We start from the raw sequence: 15,312 nt of genomic DNA on the forward strand, positions 1-15,312 counted from the left end.
GTCGACGTCACGCAGTTGCGGCCAGCGGGCGCGGGCATGGTCGAACAACCGAAGGCGCAGCGAGTTCTTCGTCGATTCCGGTGGTGTCGGCACAGGGTTCATCGTGCCCGATGACCACCCGTGTCGGTCACCTATCTCGGGGGTGTCGCACGCGAAGGTTGTGGCATGTGTGATGAATGTGACCTGATGGTGCTGCTGTGGTGATGGTCAGTCCGTTCCAGGTCGCGTTGGACGAGGTCGACCGCGTCGAGCTCGAGCGGCGGGTGCGGGCGGGCAACACCCCGCAGAAGGTGGTGCTGCGCGCGGTGATCGTGTTGATGGCCGCCGACGGCGCCTCGAACGCGGCCATCGCCGATGAACTCGGCATCTGTGTCGATACCGCCCGCAAGTGGCGGGCCCGGTTCTGCGCCAAGGGCATCAAGGCACTGGTCGACGCGCCCCGATCGGGGCGCCCACCGGTGTACACCCCCACGGACGTGGCCCGGGTCAAGGCGTGGGCGTGCGAGTTGCCGGCCGAGCACCAGCTGCCCCTGTCGCGGTGGAGCGCCCCGGAACTGGCACGGCAGCTGCTGACCGACGGGATCAGCGCCTCGGTGTCGACGGTCCGCCGCTGGCTCGCCCAAGACGCCCTCAAACCCTGGCAGTACCAGTCGTGGATCTTCGTCCGGGATCCGCGGTTCGAGGCCAAAGCCGCTGTCGTCCTCGATCTATATGCCCGCAGGTACGACGGCGTCGAGCTGGGCGCGGACGAGTACGTGATCTCCGCGGACGAAAAGCCCTCCATCCAGGCCCGTCGCCGTTGCCATGACACCCAGCCGACCGGTAAAGGCCGTCCGATGCGCGTCAATCACGACTACCGCCGCGGTGGGGCGTTGGCGTATCTGGCGGCCTACGACGTCCACCACGCCCGGGTGTTCGGTCGATGCGAACAGTCCACCGGCATAGTGCCGTTCACCGCCCTGGTCGATCAGGTCATGACCTGCGAGCCCTATGCGTCGGCGCAACGGGTGTTTTGGATCGTCGACAACGGATCCTCGCACCGGGGCCGGGCCGCGATCGATCGGCTGTCCGCGAGGTATCCGAACGCGGTGATGGTGCACACCCCGGTGCATGCCTCGTGGCTCAATCAGGTCGAGATCTACTTCTCCATAATCCAACGCAAAGTGGTCTCGCCCAACGATTTCGACAACCTCGATGCTGTCGAACAGCGCCTACTCGCCTTCGAGGAACGGTACAACGCCACCTCCGTGCCGTTCAAGTGGCGCTACACCACCACCGACCTGCACCGACACCTCGAACGACTCGACCACCACGACCGAACCCTACAAGCGGCATAACCCCCGACGAATTAACGAATCAGACCACTTAGCCGCGACGGTCTACTAGGTTCATCGCAATTCGTGACCCGTGGGCGCAGTCAGCGCCTACGGGTCACTCTTCTATGGTGGCGAAGTCAGAGCCGACTACCGGCATCGAGGACATGAGTAGTCCCGGTGATGTAGCGCCCGGAGTCGCCGACGAGATAGAGTACGGCATCCGTGACGTCCCGAACCTCGATCATGGGAATCGGCAGCGTGTTCACGGTCGTCGCTACCTCTTCGAAGTCGGCCCGAGTCGGGTTCTCGAGATCGGGGCGGAACTGCCTGTACGTGACCTCATTGAGTATCATGTCGGTTTCCACGGTCGTGGGGTGAATCGAGTTCACGCGAATATTCTGCGGGCCGAGTTCTTTGGCCAGTACCCGCATCATCCCCACCAGCCCCGCTTTTGCTGCCGAGTAGTGGGGTGTGTTCAGGTAGGTCATCAGCGCCGCGACCGAACTGGTGATGACGATCGATCCGCCGCGACCACCGGAAACGATGTGCGGTGCGGCCGCACGGATGGTCTTCCACACCCCGGTCAGGTTGATGTCGATCATGGTGTCCCACATCTGCTCATCCATCTCGAGCGTGGGCGCCATCGTCGAAATGCCGGCGTTGGCCAGGACGATGTCGATTCTGCCCAGTTCTGCTGCACCGTCATCGGCAGCCTTGGTGAGCGCGGCGAGGTCACGGACATCGACCTGAGAGGCGTGGATTCTGCGGCCCTGAGCTTGGACCTGACGTACCGTCTCGGCAAGATCGTCGGCGGTCGAGGTAGGGTACGGGACTGTCTCCACCTGGGTTCCGATGTCGGTCGCGATGATGTCCGCACCCTCGCTCGCCAAGGCCACGGCGTGATTCCGGCCCTGCCCGCGTGCGGCTCCGGTGATGAATGCGACCTTGCCGTCCAGTGTTCCCATTCGCGTCTCTCTCTCGTCGTGTCGGAGTTGATCGCCCAACGGCGACCTCTCTTCTGTGTTAATGATTATAATCTTTATGTAATTAAAACACGACGTGCACCTTGTAGCCGTTCCAGAACGTGTCGCGCTTGACGCCCCACCGGGCATTGAGGTCATACGGCGAGGTGATGCGGGATCTGCCCGGCGGGAGACCCTCCGCCTGGGCCTCCCGCCGTTTGATCACCTCCCGTCCCCGCGCGTCGGTGACGGGAGGTAGTTCTGTACGAGCACGACCCGCAGCACTTCTACTTGGCGAAGCCGCGCCAGGAACGCCAGATCGGAGATGAAGTTGAACAGGGGAAACGCTGCTCGGAAGGTGCTGCTGCAGCATAATATTATTCGAGGCAGCACAAATCTCGGGGATTGTCCCAATCCTCGCCACCTGGACGGGCGGCGAGTGGGCCACCTGAGAGGTGCGCGACGCCGCTGCGGCGTTCGTATAGTGCTACAGGCTCGGCCAGCGTCGACTTAGGAACTTTTGATGTGAGCTTTCGAACCAGTTGTCGATCGCTACTTTCTCTCACGGACCGCCGCAGAACGACACGCAGGACGATTCCGCAGCCATGGGCTGCGCTTGTGCGACGAACTCGAAGGCCCCCGTACCGGTCCGACGCCGGGCCGTCAGATCCGCGACAGCGCGCATGTCGATGTCGTGCCGGATCCAGATGAGGTCTGCCGTCACCCTCGATATCTCTGGCATGTATCGGCGGGCCGTCAAACCGCCGGCGTGCGCTGCTCGACCGTTGCCGCTTCGGCCCGCAAAGCATTTCTGACCGCGAACTTCTGTATCTTCCCCGTCGGAGTACGTGGCAAGCTATCGACCATCGCCAGAGATTCGGGGAGCTTGACCTGCGCAAGCGACTTCGCCGCGTGCGCGCGCAGAGATTCTAAGGATGGCTTCGCTCCGGGAGCGGCGACTACAACGGCCGCGATACGCTCGCCTAGTACGTCGTCGGGGACAGGGACGACCGCGACATCGACGACTTCCGGTGAACTTCTGAGCACCTCCTCGACCTGCAGGCTGGAGACGTTCTCGCCGCCGCGGCGGATGATGTCCTTCTTACGGTCGACGAAGAAGAAGTAGCCGTCATCGTCAAGGTAGCCGAGATCGCCGGTGTGGAACCACGGTCCGGAGAAGGACTCGGACGTCAACTCTGGGTCGGCGAAGTAGCCGTCGAAGGAATGCTCGGCGAGAAAGAGGACCTCTCCGGTCTGGCCCGGTGCGGCTTCGGTGCCGTCGTCGAGTTGGATGCGCATGTGGCCCGGGTAGAACGGCTTGCCCGCGGAGCCCGATTTGCGGGGCTCGCCTACGGGAGTGTAGGTGCCGCAGGGATACTCGCTCATGCCGTATCCGTCCACGACTGCCACTGAGTATCTGTCCTCGGTGGCCTGCGCCGCGGCGCCGACGCCCAGGACGTACATGGCGCGCATGTCGTGCTGTCGTTCAAGTGGGCCGGGTCGAAGCGTCATCAAGATATTCAAGATGGTGCCCATGGAGAAGAGGTATGTCGGGCGGTACGTATCGACCAGACGCCAGAAGCTGGAGGAAGAGAACCTCTGCTGGAAGACAATGCTTGCCCCGACAGAGAAGGCGCCGAGGACGGCGCCGACGGCGTTGAGATGGAACAGTGGTGTCACGAAGAGGCACCGGTCGCGGTCGGTGGCGTTTACGACGCGTCCGTATGCCAGACCGAGCTCAAGTATGGTGCGATGGCTGAGCGCGACGCCCTTGGGCGTACCGCTGGTGGTGCCAGAGGTGTAGGCGATGATCGCGGTCGCAGTTGGATCGGGAGCGCTTAGTTCCTGTGCTGCCGCGGGGCCAGCCGTTAGGAGGTCGCGATAGGGCATCTGTCCGGGCTTGCCAAAGAGATCGCCGTCGCCGGTAACGAACAAGATCGGTTCGCCCGGGGTGAACCCTTCGGCCCTTTCCATGTGGTCGGCGGACTCCGGCCGGCAGATCACAGCTTTCGCTTCTGAGTGGTTGAGGAGGTAAGTGAGTTCTGACGGTGTCCAGTCTGGATTCGCCGGGACCGCGACATATCCTGCTTGTAGGCAGGCGAAGAATGTCTCCACCCATTCCATGCAATTGTCCAGCATCAGGCATACCCGGTCACCGTAGGTGAGCCCATGCGAGTGCAGGGCAGTGGCGATGGCCGTCGCGCGCTCGGAGAGCTCCCCGTATGTTCGGGTCTGACCGGAAGATGCGATGGCCGCGACCTTGTCCGGGGTGCTGCGGGCAACCGCGTTAAATATCTCGTGAAGCGTTTGGGCGCCAGTCATGGTGCCTTCCTATTCGAGGGGGGAGCTCTCACGGCGTCCCGCTGTGTAGTCGGCAGGGAGTTGACGGCCTCAGCCGTGCCCGGAGCGTTTCCGGTGTAGAACGAGGTTCGCGAACCAGTCGGTCGTCATGTCGCCCTTGATGGCGACGTAGCTTCGAGGAAGTCCATTCGAAGTTGTCTCGCAACGGTTGCGAAGCTCGCGTTAGGACGGAGATAAACGTGGCGACGGAGTAGCTTCGTCCTGTGAGGGAAGTTCTGGATCGGCGACGAGACGACGGCGCACCGATCCCATTCTTGCCGTTGGTAACCGCGCATTCGATCTCGCGGCTCCAGACGGTGTTGTCAACCCCACGCCCAGCGGCCCTCTCGCCGTTAGCTGGTTGGGAGGGCTCCAACCTTGACTTGGCCGTCGAGGATCACGGCGGCGATATTGTTGCGGTCACCGAGGATACTGAGTTCGACGCTTGGGTCACTTGTAAGGACGACCAGGTCGGCGCGGCGGCCGGCATCGATCTTCCCGGCCTCGGCTCCGATGCCACCTTGCAGTTCGGCACCGTTGACTGTAGCCATCTTGATGACTTCCAACGGAGTCAAACCGACGTTCTTCACGTAGGACAGCATTTCCTCGGCGTACTGACCGTGCTGTAGAATAGCGGCTCCGTAGTCATCCCCGAGGCACAACTTGACACCAGCACGTGCTGCCTTGCGGAGAGCGTCATTGTCCTTCTCCACGTCTTCTCTCATGGCAGCGGCCCTCTCGTAGCGACCTTCCTGTTCGAGGATGCCAAGGATCCGCTGCGGGAAATATGCACCCGGAACAACAGGAACATTGGCCTCAACGATTGCACTAATGGCCTCATCGTCCATGCCGTCGGCATGGTCAATCACGTCGAGCCCGACTTCCAGAGCGAGCATGATCGCGTGCTTGTTGGCAATGTGGGCGCGTGCCCGTGCACCGCGGGAATGCGCGGTCTCCACTGCGGCTCGGAGCTCATCCTCGGTCATTTCCATCTGCTCTTTTGGTGAGTAAACACCGTGCCCACCAGTAAGATACAGCTTGATCATGCGTGCGCCGTGCTTGATCTCTTCGCGAACCCCTTGGCGGAACTGTTCAGCGCCGTCGAGTACGCGCGTCGCACCGATCGCCCGCGAGTCCCACCACCAAGGAGTCCAGTCGTTCGAGTGTCCCGTGGTCGACATTTCCCTAGAACAAGGGACAATTCTGGGACCGTTCACGAGACCATCCGCGACGGCCTGCACAAGTGCTGGATCGAGGTCGTTCGTTGCACCTGCGCCGACCACTCCGGTAAATCCGTATGAAAGGGCTGTCTCCACGTTCTTGGCGGCAGCCATGGCCGTGTACCCAGGCTGATTTTCAAGCCCGAACGGCACCTGGGTACTGCCGACCTCAACGTAGGCGGCGTGGAAATGACCGAGCGTCATGCCCGGCATGACCGTGTGACCACTAAGATCCAGAACTTTGTCACTTTCGCGCGCTGCTACCGGGCCTCCCCGAACAACGTCGCTGATCCGATCACCGTCAACGACAATCGTTGACAAAGGCACCGGTGGGTTCTCACCATCCAGAAGGTTTACATTTGTCAAAACCAACCGCGTCATTGCATCTCCTTGTTTTCTTTCAGATTTTTAATGTGTAGTAGCCAGGGATCGGCGCCCCTGACGAGCTTGCTGGTGTACTCCGCGGCTGCTCGGAGCTGTTACAGGGCTGGGCTATACAGTTCGAATTCACCAATCGCAGCGAAGGCGGCGGCGGCGTCATCTGCATCTCCATGTATTTGAAGGGCCATTCGTCGTGCGTCCACCGCATTGAATAGTGGACCGAAGTCCGAAGCGTCGATGTGGGCGAGGCAGGACGTCAGGTCTTTGTATCCTTCGAATGCAATTATGTTCTCTTCGCTTGCGTCGACAAAGAACTGGTATACGAGCATGCCCTTGTCTTCACGGTCGGATCGTTCCTTCAGGGCTCGGGCGGCTTCCTTGGCCGCTTGCGCCTTACCGGGAAGAATCGGCATCGTTGCACGGACCAGCAAACTACTCATGTTGTACCTTTCTAATTTCGCTTGGAGAAGCTAACGGGGGAAGCATCAGAGACCCCCGCTAGAGCCAGAAGGGGACGCGCGGTCAATGCATTAGGCGTGTCGGGCTTCTGCGCGGAGAGTGCAGTCTATGTAATCTTTATTATGTTTACATCTCACGAGTGGGATGTGTCAAGCATCACGAAAATGACTCGTCGCCCGGGGGGCGGTCAGGCCCCGCTGCGCACCCGATGGGTCACCTTAGAGGGCCGTCCGACCCCTCGGAAGATCAAATTACCAACACGACAACGGCTTTGGGTCTGACTTGCACTCGCCGTTGCTGCAGGGCCGCCTGTGCGTGTCAGGATGCCGCGGACTGCCAGATTTAACTAACTAGTTGACAAATTCCGCTCCCGGTGTGATCGTAGTCTCTATCGTCGGCGCGGTGATGTACATCACGTCTGTTGCCGGACGTTAAGTAGAAGAGAAGGAGTTTGGTAATGCGAGTCGCTGTGGATCTTTCCGTTTGCCGTGGTTATGCGACATGCATGGTGGTCGCGCCGGCCGTATTCGACTTGGATGAATCGTCCAACAAGGTCGTGCTCCTTGACGCGACGCCGTCGGACGAGTTGGCTGCGCGGGTCCACGAGGCAAATCGTGCTTGTCCGGTGAACGCAATTTCGGTGGGCTGAAGCGATGGCCCAGACCTACGTCATCGTGGGCGCGTCGATCGCTGGCGTCACTGCGGCCGAGACGATTCGCTCCCAATGTGATGATCGCGTCGTCTTGATCGACCCCGACCAAGACGCGCCATATGACAAGACAGTGCTTTCGAAGGAAGCGCTGACTGCCGACGAGATGCCTAGTATAGGGCTGCGCCCTTCGGGCCATCTTGAGGCACTTGGGATCGACGTGCGCCATGGGGTGGCGGCGACAAGCCTCGATGGCACAGCTAAGACGATTCTGCTCAGTGACGGGTCGAGCTTGCAATACGACCGGCTCCTCATTGCTACCGGCGCAGCACCGGTCCTGCGCTTTCCTGTCGACGACCCCGGAAGGGTCCACACGGTTCGTACCCGCGACGACGCACTCCGGTTGCGAGCCGCTGCGCGCGAAAGCCGCCATGTGGCTGTGATCGGTGCCGGCCTGATCGGTTGCGAGATAGCAAGCGCTGCAAGGTATCTCGGCTTAGAGGTGACGCTTGTCGATTTCGACAGCGGGCCGTTCCTCCGGGCGTTCGGGCAGGAGGTCTCCGAGGACATCGCCGACATCCAGCGCAACGCCGGTGTTCGGCACATCTTTGGCAGCGCTGTCAACCAGATCACGCCTGCAAGTAGCGGGACAGCGCCGGGCGTGGGGGTGCAACTGAGCAACGGCTTGGAAGTCACAGCCGACCTTGCGGTCGTGGGCACTGGTGTAACGCCGAATGTTCAGTGGCTACTCGATTCCGGAGCTGAGATCGCGAATGGTCTGGTCTGCGACGAGCGACTGAAGACCAGCTTGCCGGACGTCTTCGCAGCCGGCGACGTGGCGTGCTGGCCAGGGGGCCCGATGGGTCGTTCAGTGCGGCTTGAACATTGGTCCAATGCGGCGGAGCAAGGCGCTGGTGCGGCCCTCTCGATGCTTTCGCCAGATCCAGCGGGAGAACCATGGAGCGCGCCGACTCCGCACTTCATGACGACGTTACATGGCCATCGAATTGCGGCGATGGGGCACACCAGCGGCACGGAAGACAAGTCCCGTGTCGTCACGGTGAGAGGTTCAGGTGGGCGCGGTTTTTGTGCTTTGTATGAGGAGGGAGGGGAGCTCGTGGGCTGTCTGACAATCGACCAACCGAGGCTTGCCGTTCGTCTGCGGGCGCATATCGAGACCCGTAATTCCTGGAAGAACGCAATGGAACTGGCGGGGGAGGCCTTGGGTGGCCTGACCCAGTCTGAAACTAGGAAGGAAGTGGAACATGTCACTAGGAACTGAGGACGGGTCGCTGATCAACCGTCACGCATACTTCGACGAGGAGGTATTCGAACGTGAAGTAGTGAATATCTTCGATCGCTCATGGCAGTTCGTGGGTCATGAGAGTGAGATCGCGCAGCCGGGTGATTACGTGACTCGGAGGATTGTGCGCGACGAGGTAATCGTGGCGCGCGCTGAGGATGGCCGGGTGCGTGTGATGCTCAACAGCTGTCGTCACCGAGGTGTGAAGCTGTGCGCTGCTGACTCAGGAAACGCCTCGCATTTCCGCTGCGGCTACCACGGCTGGACTTATTCAAACGACGGCCGTCTGCGGGGAGTTCCCGAGGCGCCGGCGCTGTACCCGAATGGCGTTGACCGTGCGTCGCTGGGCCTCAAAGACGCGCGCGTGGCCGTCTTCAGCGGCCTCATCTTCGCAACCTTTAACCAGGACGTCGCGCCCTTGGAGGAAGTCCTGGGCGACATGACGTGGTATTTGAACACGGTCTTCAAGAAGACCGAGTACGAGGCGTACGGACCTCCGGTGCGCGCTGTCGGTGAGTTCAACTGGAAGAGCGGATCCGAAAACTGGACCGGCGATGCATACCATGGAGATGTCACGCATCACTCTGCTTGGGCCGCGGGTGTCATGTCGATGTTGCCGAACGTAGGCGCGGAGATGGTTGCCGAAGGCGACCCTTCTGGTGAGAGCATATTTGTCTACACCGTGGAGGGTGGCCACGCGGGCCAGCATCAACAGATGCCGGCACAGTTCGACCGGTATGTCTTTCCCGGGTTGGAGCAGCACCTATGGCCGGAGTTCGAAGAGAATCTCTCGGAAACAGAGATTCAAGGTTCTGATCGCCGCATCTACTATCTCAGCACCTGCTTCCCGAACTTCTCCGTGTTCGAGGCTGTGGTCACCGATCTCGGAGATGACCTCCCTCCCGTGAACATCATCAATATTCGTGTCTGGATGCCGATCTCGGCGACCGAGACAGAGGTGTGGAGTTGGCTGGTGGTTCCCAAGCGCGCTACCGATGAGTGGAAACAGCTGTCTCAGCGCGCATTTGCGCGGACGTTCAACATGGGCGGCATCTTCGAGCTGGACGACTTTCACAACTGGAACTCCACCTCCCAGGCCAACCAAGGTAACGCAGGGATGACACTGGACAATAACTATGCGGCAATCGGTGACGAACAGCCAGCGCCGAGCAGAGTTTTTCCAGGCAAGGTCTACCCTGGTCCGTTCCATGACGTGCAATTCCGTTCTCTATACGGGCGGTGGGCCGAGATCATGGGGGAGAACCCCTCGCCGAAGCCTGTCGAGGCAGCTGATGTCAATGCCTGAAGCGGAGAACGCCGGTGTGGTTCAGGACGGGCAGGTCCTGTCCATTGGCAATGAGTTCGGGTTGGCGTGGGTACGGAAAGTTCGGACTCACAACGGCGAGCGACTTGAGATCCACTCGCCCAATTTCGAGCACACAATCAGGCTCGACGCTCTTCAGCTCGAGGCACTGTCATGGCAGAACGCGGAGGCCGTATCGCAGTTGCTATCGGAGCCGACCGGGCCCTCTCGACTCGCTCCCTAGCAACATCGCAAAGGCATCACCTACTACATAACGGAGTAACGAATCATGCTGATAAGCACCACGGTCGGGGTTGACCCAACTGTCCGTGCGCGCGTGGATGAGTTTCTAGCGCGCGAGGCGGCGCTGCTCGATGAGCGACGCATCACGGATTGGCTTGAGTTGGTCACCGATGACTTCACCTACAAGATTCCTCATACGCAGACACCGGACACTGCCTCCAGGAGTCCTTGGAACGAAAAGTTCCTCATCGTGGACGAAACCAAGTCCTCCATCGCGTCGCTGTGGACCTTGCGCTATGCGCCCGACATGGTCGAGTTCGCCTGGGGCGAGAACCCGCCTCAACGCACACGACGGTTTCTGTCCTCGATCAGGATCGAGCCTCGCCCAGACGTGCCCGACATCTACGACGTGCACGCCAGTGTCTTGCTCAGCTTCGCCCGCGAAGCCGAGCCTGTCATCTTCGTGCCGGCGGGCCGGCACGACGTGCTGCACGACCAGGATGGGGTCCTGAAACTCGGCAGCCGGGTCGTGTTCCTCGACCAGCGCGTCCTCAACACCGGCCACCTCAGACTCGTCATCTAGTCTGAGCCGCATTCCGCTAATTGTGCGACCGACTTTCGGCACAAAGCCCACGGCCACTGGCCCATCAAGTTAGCGACCTCATCCGAGCCGCCGCCACGCTTGGATGAGGTCGCGGTCGTGCTGGTTGTCGGTTACGCCCCCGCGTTCCTTGACACTGGTTCACCCTGAATCCGAATGCGAACAGGCTCAACAGATTCTAACGAAAGGTTTCGACAGTGACACGTCAATCGGCATCGGCCCCAACCGTCGTTCGGAACGGCGTTACAACGGTTTCGAACGAAGATCTCGAGCGCAGGTGGCGTGTCTTACGGGAAGAGATGGAGCGCCAGGGTATCGACGTGCTCTTGGCCCAAGGAAACAATGATTTCGTCGGGGGATATGTCCGTTACCTGTCCGACTACCAGCCGTGGGGCGGATTCACCACAACGGTCGTGTTCACGCGAGACGCCGGAACGGCGCTCGTCACTACCGGCAACCCTGCCGACATGGATACTTTCGACGACGGCACCTGGCGCGGAGTTGACCGCGTCCTCACCGCTCCCAGCTTTTCTACGATCAACTACTCGGTCGCACATGACGAAGCCAACGTCGTGGAAGCACTTAAAGGTTTCGACCGAGCCACCGTGGGGGTGGTGGGCAGTCACCTGATCTCCGCCGCCACGTTGGGCGCGATCCGCCGGGCGTACCCACGAATCCGCATTGTCGATGCTTCCGACCACGTGGACCGCATCAAGGCCATCAAGTCATCCGAAGAACAAGCCCTTCTTCGTCAGACCGCCCGGACGCAGGACGATGCAATGCTTCAGGTGATCGATCAGATTCGCCCGGGCATGTTGGAGCGCGAAGTTGCGATTATCGCCCAACAGATCGTGACCTCGTTGGGGAGCAGCCAGGGCCTATTCGTTGCTGCCTCGGGGAACTCGGAGACGCCGGCAACCGGAAAACAACTGTCCGCCCAGAACCGCGTGATCGGCGAGGGCGATATGGTCCATATCCTCATCGAGTCCAACGGACCATCTGGCTTGTATACCCACATGACCCGCACGGTCGTGCTGGGCACAGTGCCCGACGAACTCAGCGAAGAATTAGAGTTCGCCTTAAAAGCGCAGGCCTACACCTTGGATCGCCTACGTCCGGGCGCTGCTCCCGCTGAAATCTGGGAGGATTTTAATGCGTTCATGCGTGACAACGGGCGACCCGAAGAGAGGCGACTTTACTCTCATGGCCAAGGTTTCGACATCGTCGAAAGGCCTCTGATCCGGCCGGAGGAGACGCTGACGATCGAAGCAGGAATGAACATTGCTGTCCACCCGCTGTATCTCTACCGCGGCTACGTGCACTGGGTCTGCAGCAACTTCCTTATCACCGCCGACGGTGTGGAACAGCTAAATCAGCTTCCAACCGCGATCTATGAACGATAACGGATTCGTCACCAGCGCGAATCGAAGGGAAAGCACTCACGATGACCACCGTTACCAGACCACTACGACTCGAGGGCAAGCGCGTGCTAGTGACCGGCGCCGCCAGTGGGATCGGCAATGCGATCGCGGACGTCGCCATCCAGGAGGGCGCGCGAGTTGCTCTGGTTGACTATGACAGGGCGGGCGCGGAAGATGCTGCGGACAAACTGGGGCGCGAAGCAGCAGTGCCAATCGGAGCTGACATCAGCGACGTCAATCAAGTCGCGACTGCTGTAAATGCTGCGGTCGATGCACTTGGTGGCCTTGATGCACTCATCAACGTGGCCGGTATCCAGGACCGGATGGAGCCGGTGGACACTGTAACGCCCGAACTGTGGGACCGGGTCTTTGCGGTCAACGTACGTGGAACCGCCTTTATGATCCAACATGTCCTGCGCCATCTCGTCCCACAAAAGCATGGCGCCATTGTCAACACCACTTCTACGGCCAGCCTCCTTGGTGGTGGCGGTGGCGCCGCCTATGCCGCATCGAAAGGGGCAATCGCCAGCCTGACCCGACAGATCGCTTGGGAGCTGGCTGGAACGGGGGTTCGAATCAACTCCATTGCACCCGGGGCAACCTCGACCAACCTGGTCGGAAACAGCGAGCGCGTCTTGGGAGAAGGAACGTCGTCAGCGCGGGCCAAAGAGGTCGCGGACCGGATGGTCGCCGAGTTTGAGACGGCGGTTCCACTTGGGCGCTTCGCAGAGCCTAGTGAGATCGCACGTGCCGCCGTCTTCCTCGCCTCCGACGAGGCTAGTTACTTGCATGGCGCGATGCTGGTCGCTGACGGCGGCCTGTCAATCCACTGATCGAGGAGAAGAAATGCCCGAACCATTCTCGACAGCTCTCGTCGTCGGCCACGCGCAGCCGCCAATCACACACATGCCTTCGGAGCCGGAAGCATACTTGGAGCGGTTGTCGCAGTGCATCACGACCGCTCGGACCGCAGGTGTGCCGGTGATCTACGCCAAGCTCAGTTTCCGGAATGAGTATGTCGAACTGCCCACCCCAAGCGCATCCCGGCGGGCGATCGAACCTGCCGGCATGTTCCTCAAGGACGTGTCGGATGGGCTGGACCCGGCAGTGGAACCCGAGCCGGGCGACATCGTTATCGACTGCACACGCATCAGCGCCTTCGCCTACACCCCCCTCGAGCCGATCCTCCGGGCCCTCGGAATCGAGCGGATCGCGCTCGCCGGGATCTCTACCGGTGGGGTCATCCTCGGGACCCTGGTTGATGCGCGGTGCCGGGACTTCGAGGCTGTCGTCCTTGAGGACCTTTGTTACCAGCCGGGCGATGCTCAAGCTAGTTTGCTCGAAGCTTTCAAGGATCCGTGGAGCGCAGAGATCGTTTCCAGCGCGGAGTGGCTGCGTGGACTGGGTTCCTGAGGAGTCATGATGCTGAAAACACGCCAGTAGTCCGGGGTCTGAACATGATGGTCATTGCTGGGGCGTAGTGGCCTAGATTAAACCCGGATACACCGATTTCGGTCGGGGTGGTGAACGGGGCGTAATGACGAAATGGCCTGCCGTAGTGGGAAATCGATCTTGTCTAGGGTCAATTCACACCACACCGGAGGGCATCTCGCAGATGCCACTATCTCACACCCGGCCCATCGCTGCGGCGAGGTTCGACGACCCGAATCTGATGTCGACCGCGGGACTGGTCCCGGTGATGGCATTGGCCCAGGCCAGCGGCCTGCTCAACCTCGCCGATCAGTACCTGAGCGTGCCGACCGACAAAGGTGCCCCGGCCGCAAGGTCGGGTCCCTGGTTGGTGGGATGGTCGGCGGCGCCGACAGCATCGCTGACTTGGCGATCCTCGCTGTCCGACGATCACTGGCGCGCAGGTGTCGGTGGTGACCGTAGTGAGCAGGGCGTTCAACCCGCGGACCCCGGAGTAGCCGTATCCGGAGCCTATCCAGGTGTCGGTGCCCTCGTCGTAGACGGCGTCGGTGTACTCGATCGGCGTCCACGCGGCGTCGTCGTCGATCGATTCGATCGCGCGCTTGATGGTGGAGGTCAGGCGCACGGTTACCGAGAGCGTCGGCGCCGGCACGGATCGCGGCACCGAGGGAGGGATGCCCGTAGGACGCCGAATCGCCACGTGAACCTCGATGGTGGAATCGTCGATATCGACCAGCACCCGTCCGGTACAGATGCCGGCCACCACCGGGGTCTTCTCGGCGAGACTGCACAAGAATCGCGAGGCGACGGCGTCGAGCCCGGACGTGCCCGAAGGTGAACTGGCGAAGAAACGATCCCAGCGTCGACGGTGCATAAGGGCGGTCGAAAGACGGTCCCCATTGCCCCGAGCCGCATGGTGGTGCGCCGCATCCCGGACCTGCGACCACCCACGGACCAGAGCCAGGGCACGTTGTTCGACATCTGGCGGTTCCACGCGTTCTTCACCACCGACCCTGACGACCTCGATACCGTCGCGCCGCCGACAAACTGCACCGCCAGCACGCCATCATCGAGCACGTGCACGCGGACCTGAAGAACTCCGCACTCGCCCATCTACCGTCGAACTCGTTTCCGGCGAACGCCGCCTGGCTGGTCTGCCCGGTGATGGCGTTCAACCTCACCCGCGCCGCCGGCACCCTCACCAGCGATCCCAAACTGACTAAAGCAACCACCGGCACCATCCGGCGCACCCTCGTCTCGGTCCCCGCACGCATCGCCTCCTCCGCTCGGAGGTTGACACTCCACCTACCGACCCACTGGCCGTGGGAAACGGCCTGGCACAACTTGTCGACACGACCTTAGGTCGCGCTCAGCCGATCATCGCCTAACGCCCGCAACACCTGCCCATCCACGACGCGAAAGACCCAGTGGAACAACCCGAAACGAGTGGTCGGACGATCAACTACGCCCACACGCCGTCCCAAGGCGCACACCGAATCTCGCAGCGACCACATCGGAGAATCGGTGCATCCGGGTTCAACGGGGTTAAACGGAGGTTCAATCTAGGAGAAAGAACGAGCTTACTAAGAGCGTGTCTCATGTGGGGAGCTTCTTGAAGCAGGTGAGTGCGGCGGCGAGGTGAAGGAAGCCGGCGAAGTGTTCGCCGTGGCGCTCGTAGCGGAT

At 61.2% G+C, this 15,312-nt stretch carries 14 protein-coding genes and 2 pseudogenes; 9 read left to right on the plus strand and 7 right to left on the minus strand.

Translation table 11 applies throughout. From position 1 onward, the window contains the following. The first annotated feature begins 203 nt into the window (after positions 1-203). Entirely contained in the window at positions 204-1,337 is a 1,134-nt protein-coding gene (locus ACFVJ3_RS47685) for an IS630 family transposase (RefSeq protein ID WP_378458738.1), read from the plus strand. Positions 1,338-1,453: 116 nt separating this feature from the next. On the opposite strand, the gene ACFVJ3_RS47690 is transcribed toward ACFVJ3_RS47685, so the two are convergent. The 6 genes from ACFVJ3_RS47690 to ACFVJ3_RS47715 all read right to left on the minus strand — a co-directional run bounded on the left by ACFVJ3_RS47690 (position 1,454) and on the right by ACFVJ3_RS47715 (position 6,659). Continuing rightward, complete coding sequence (locus tag ACFVJ3_RS47690) at positions 1,454-2,281, minus strand: mycofactocin-coupled SDR family oxidoreductase (protein ID WP_378458725.1); 828 nt, start codon at positions 2,279-2,281, stop codon at positions 1,454-1,456. A gap of 82 nt (positions 2,282-2,363) precedes the next feature. Beyond that, entirely contained in the window at positions 2,364-2,504 is a 141-nt protein-coding gene (locus ACFVJ3_RS47695) for a hypothetical protein (protein WP_378458726.1), read from the minus strand. A gap of 336 nt (positions 2,505-2,840) precedes the next feature. Then, positions 2,841-3,002, minus strand: coding sequence for a hypothetical protein (locus ACFVJ3_RS47700; protein WP_378458727.1), 162 nt, complete (start codon positions 3,000-3,002; stop codon positions 2,841-2,843). Between the two features lie 32 nt (positions 3,003-3,034). Beyond that, complete coding sequence (locus ACFVJ3_RS47705; protein WP_378458728.1) at positions 3,035-4,600, minus strand: class I adenylate-forming enzyme family protein; 1,566 nt, start codon at positions 4,598-4,600, stop codon at positions 3,035-3,037. A gap of 371 nt (positions 4,601-4,971) precedes the next feature. Continuing rightward, on the minus strand, positions 4,972-6,219 hold the full coding sequence (locus tag ACFVJ3_RS47710; protein WP_378458729.1) for an amidohydrolase family protein: 1,248 nt from the start codon (positions 6,217-6,219) through the stop codon (positions 4,972-4,974). Positions 6,220-6,317: 98 nt separating this feature from the next. Next, on the minus strand, positions 6,318-6,659 hold the full coding sequence (locus ACFVJ3_RS47715; protein ID WP_378458730.1) for a hypothetical protein: 342 nt from the start codon (positions 6,657-6,659) through the stop codon (positions 6,318-6,320). A 476-nt stretch (positions 6,660-7,135) separates the two neighbouring features. Between ACFVJ3_RS47715 and ACFVJ3_RS47720 the strand changes: the two genes are divergently transcribed. The 7 genes from ACFVJ3_RS47720 to ACFVJ3_RS47750 all read left to right on the plus strand — a co-directional run bounded on the left by ACFVJ3_RS47720 (position 7,136) and on the right by ACFVJ3_RS47750 (position 13,611). Then, entirely contained in the window at positions 7,136-7,327 is a 192-nt protein-coding gene (locus tag ACFVJ3_RS47720; RefSeq protein WP_378458731.1) for a ferredoxin, read from the plus strand. Positions 7,328-7,331: 4 nt separating this feature from the next. Then, positions 7,332-8,609, plus strand: coding sequence for an NAD(P)/FAD-dependent oxidoreductase (locus tag ACFVJ3_RS47725; protein ID WP_378458732.1), 1,278 nt, complete (start codon positions 7,332-7,334; stop codon positions 8,607-8,609). After that, on the plus strand, positions 8,593-9,936 hold the full coding sequence (locus ACFVJ3_RS47730) for a Rieske 2Fe-2S domain-containing protein (protein ID WP_378458733.1): 1,344 nt from the start codon (positions 8,593-8,595) through the stop codon (positions 9,934-9,936). Before ACFVJ3_RS47725 ends, ACFVJ3_RS47730 begins: the two co-directional genes overlap by 17 nt. 286 nt (positions 9,937-10,222) lie before the next feature. Further along, positions 10,223-10,759: an aromatic-ring-hydroxylating dioxygenase subunit beta gene (locus tag ACFVJ3_RS47735; RefSeq protein WP_378458734.1), complete on the plus strand. Its 537-nt coding sequence runs from the start codon at positions 10,223-10,225 to the stop codon at positions 10,757-10,759. A gap of 215 nt (positions 10,760-10,974) precedes the next feature. After that, positions 10,975-12,180 (plus strand): M24 family metallopeptidase, encoded by a 1,206-nt coding sequence (locus ACFVJ3_RS47740; protein WP_378458735.1) that lies wholly within the window; start codon positions 10,975-10,977, stop codon positions 12,178-12,180. A gap of 41 nt (positions 12,181-12,221) precedes the next feature. Next, a complete protein-coding gene (locus ACFVJ3_RS47745) occupies positions 12,222-13,031 on the plus strand; it encodes an SDR family NAD(P)-dependent oxidoreductase (protein WP_378458736.1) in 810 nt (269 codons plus the stop codon). Between the two features lie 13 nt (positions 13,032-13,044). Continuing rightward, positions 13,045-13,611 (plus strand): cysteine hydrolase family protein, encoded by a 567-nt coding sequence (locus ACFVJ3_RS47750; RefSeq protein WP_378458737.1) that lies wholly within the window; start codon positions 13,045-13,047, stop codon positions 13,609-13,611. A 433-nt stretch (positions 13,612-14,044) separates the two neighbouring features. Here the strand turns inward: ACFVJ3_RS47750 and ACFVJ3_RS47755 are convergent. Then, positions 14,045-14,516 (minus strand): annotated as a pseudogene (locus ACFVJ3_RS47755) (hypothetical protein); the annotation flags it as partial. Positions 14,517-14,533: 17 nt separating this feature from the next. On the opposite strand from ACFVJ3_RS47755, the pseudogene ACFVJ3_RS47760 reads away from it, so the two are divergent. Then, positions 14,534-14,991: pseudogene (locus ACFVJ3_RS47760) on the plus strand (transposase); the annotation flags it as partial. Between the last annotated feature and the right edge of the window lie 321 nt (positions 14,992-15,312).

The organism is Rhodococcus sp. NPDC127593, from assembly GCF_042671975.1.
In the GTDB taxonomy this organism is placed as follows: domain Bacteria; phylum Actinomycetota; class Actinomycetes; order Mycobacteriales; family Mycobacteriaceae; genus Rhodococcus_F.

Excerpts from the sequence above, each read along its gene's own strand:
- ACFVJ3_RS47720 (WP_378458731.1), top strand. The coding sequence starts at position 7,136 with ATGCGAGTCGCTGTGGATCTTTCCGTTTGCCGTGGTTATGCGACATGC.
- ACFVJ3_RS47705 (WP_378458728.1), bottom strand. The coding sequence starts at position 4,600 with ATGACTGGCGCCCAAACGCTTCACGAGATATTTAACGCGGTTGCCCGC.
- ACFVJ3_RS47735 (WP_378458734.1), top strand. The coding sequence starts at position 10,223 with ATGCTGATAAGCACCACGGTCGGGGTTGACCCAACTGTCCGTGCGCGC.
- ACFVJ3_RS47710 (WP_378458729.1), bottom strand. The coding sequence starts at position 6,219 with ATGACGCGGTTGGTTTTGACAAATGTAAACCTTCTGGATGGTGAGAAC.
- ACFVJ3_RS47730 (WP_378458733.1), top strand. The coding sequence starts at position 8,593 with ATGTCACTAGGAACTGAGGACGGGTCGCTGATCAACCGTCACGCATAC.
- ACFVJ3_RS47685 (WP_378458738.1), top strand. The coding sequence starts at position 204 with ATGGTCAGTCCGTTCCAGGTCGCGTTGGACGAGGTCGACCGCGTCGAG.
- ACFVJ3_RS47715 (WP_378458730.1), bottom strand. The coding sequence starts at position 6,659 with ATGAGTAGTTTGCTGGTCCGTGCAACGATGCCGATTCTTCCCGGTAAG.
- ACFVJ3_RS47750 (WP_378458737.1), top strand. The coding sequence starts at position 13,045 with ATGCCCGAACCATTCTCGACAGCTCTCGTCGTCGGCCACGCGCAGCCG.
- ACFVJ3_RS47725 (WP_378458732.1), top strand. The coding sequence starts at position 7,332 with ATGGCCCAGACCTACGTCATCGTGGGCGCGTCGATCGCTGGCGTCACT.
- ACFVJ3_RS47690 (WP_378458725.1), bottom strand. The coding sequence starts at position 2,281 with ATGGGAACACTGGACGGCAAGGTCGCATTCATCACCGGAGCCGCACGC.
- ACFVJ3_RS47745 (WP_378458736.1), top strand. The coding sequence starts at position 12,222 with ATGACCACCGTTACCAGACCACTACGACTCGAGGGCAAGCGCGTGCTA.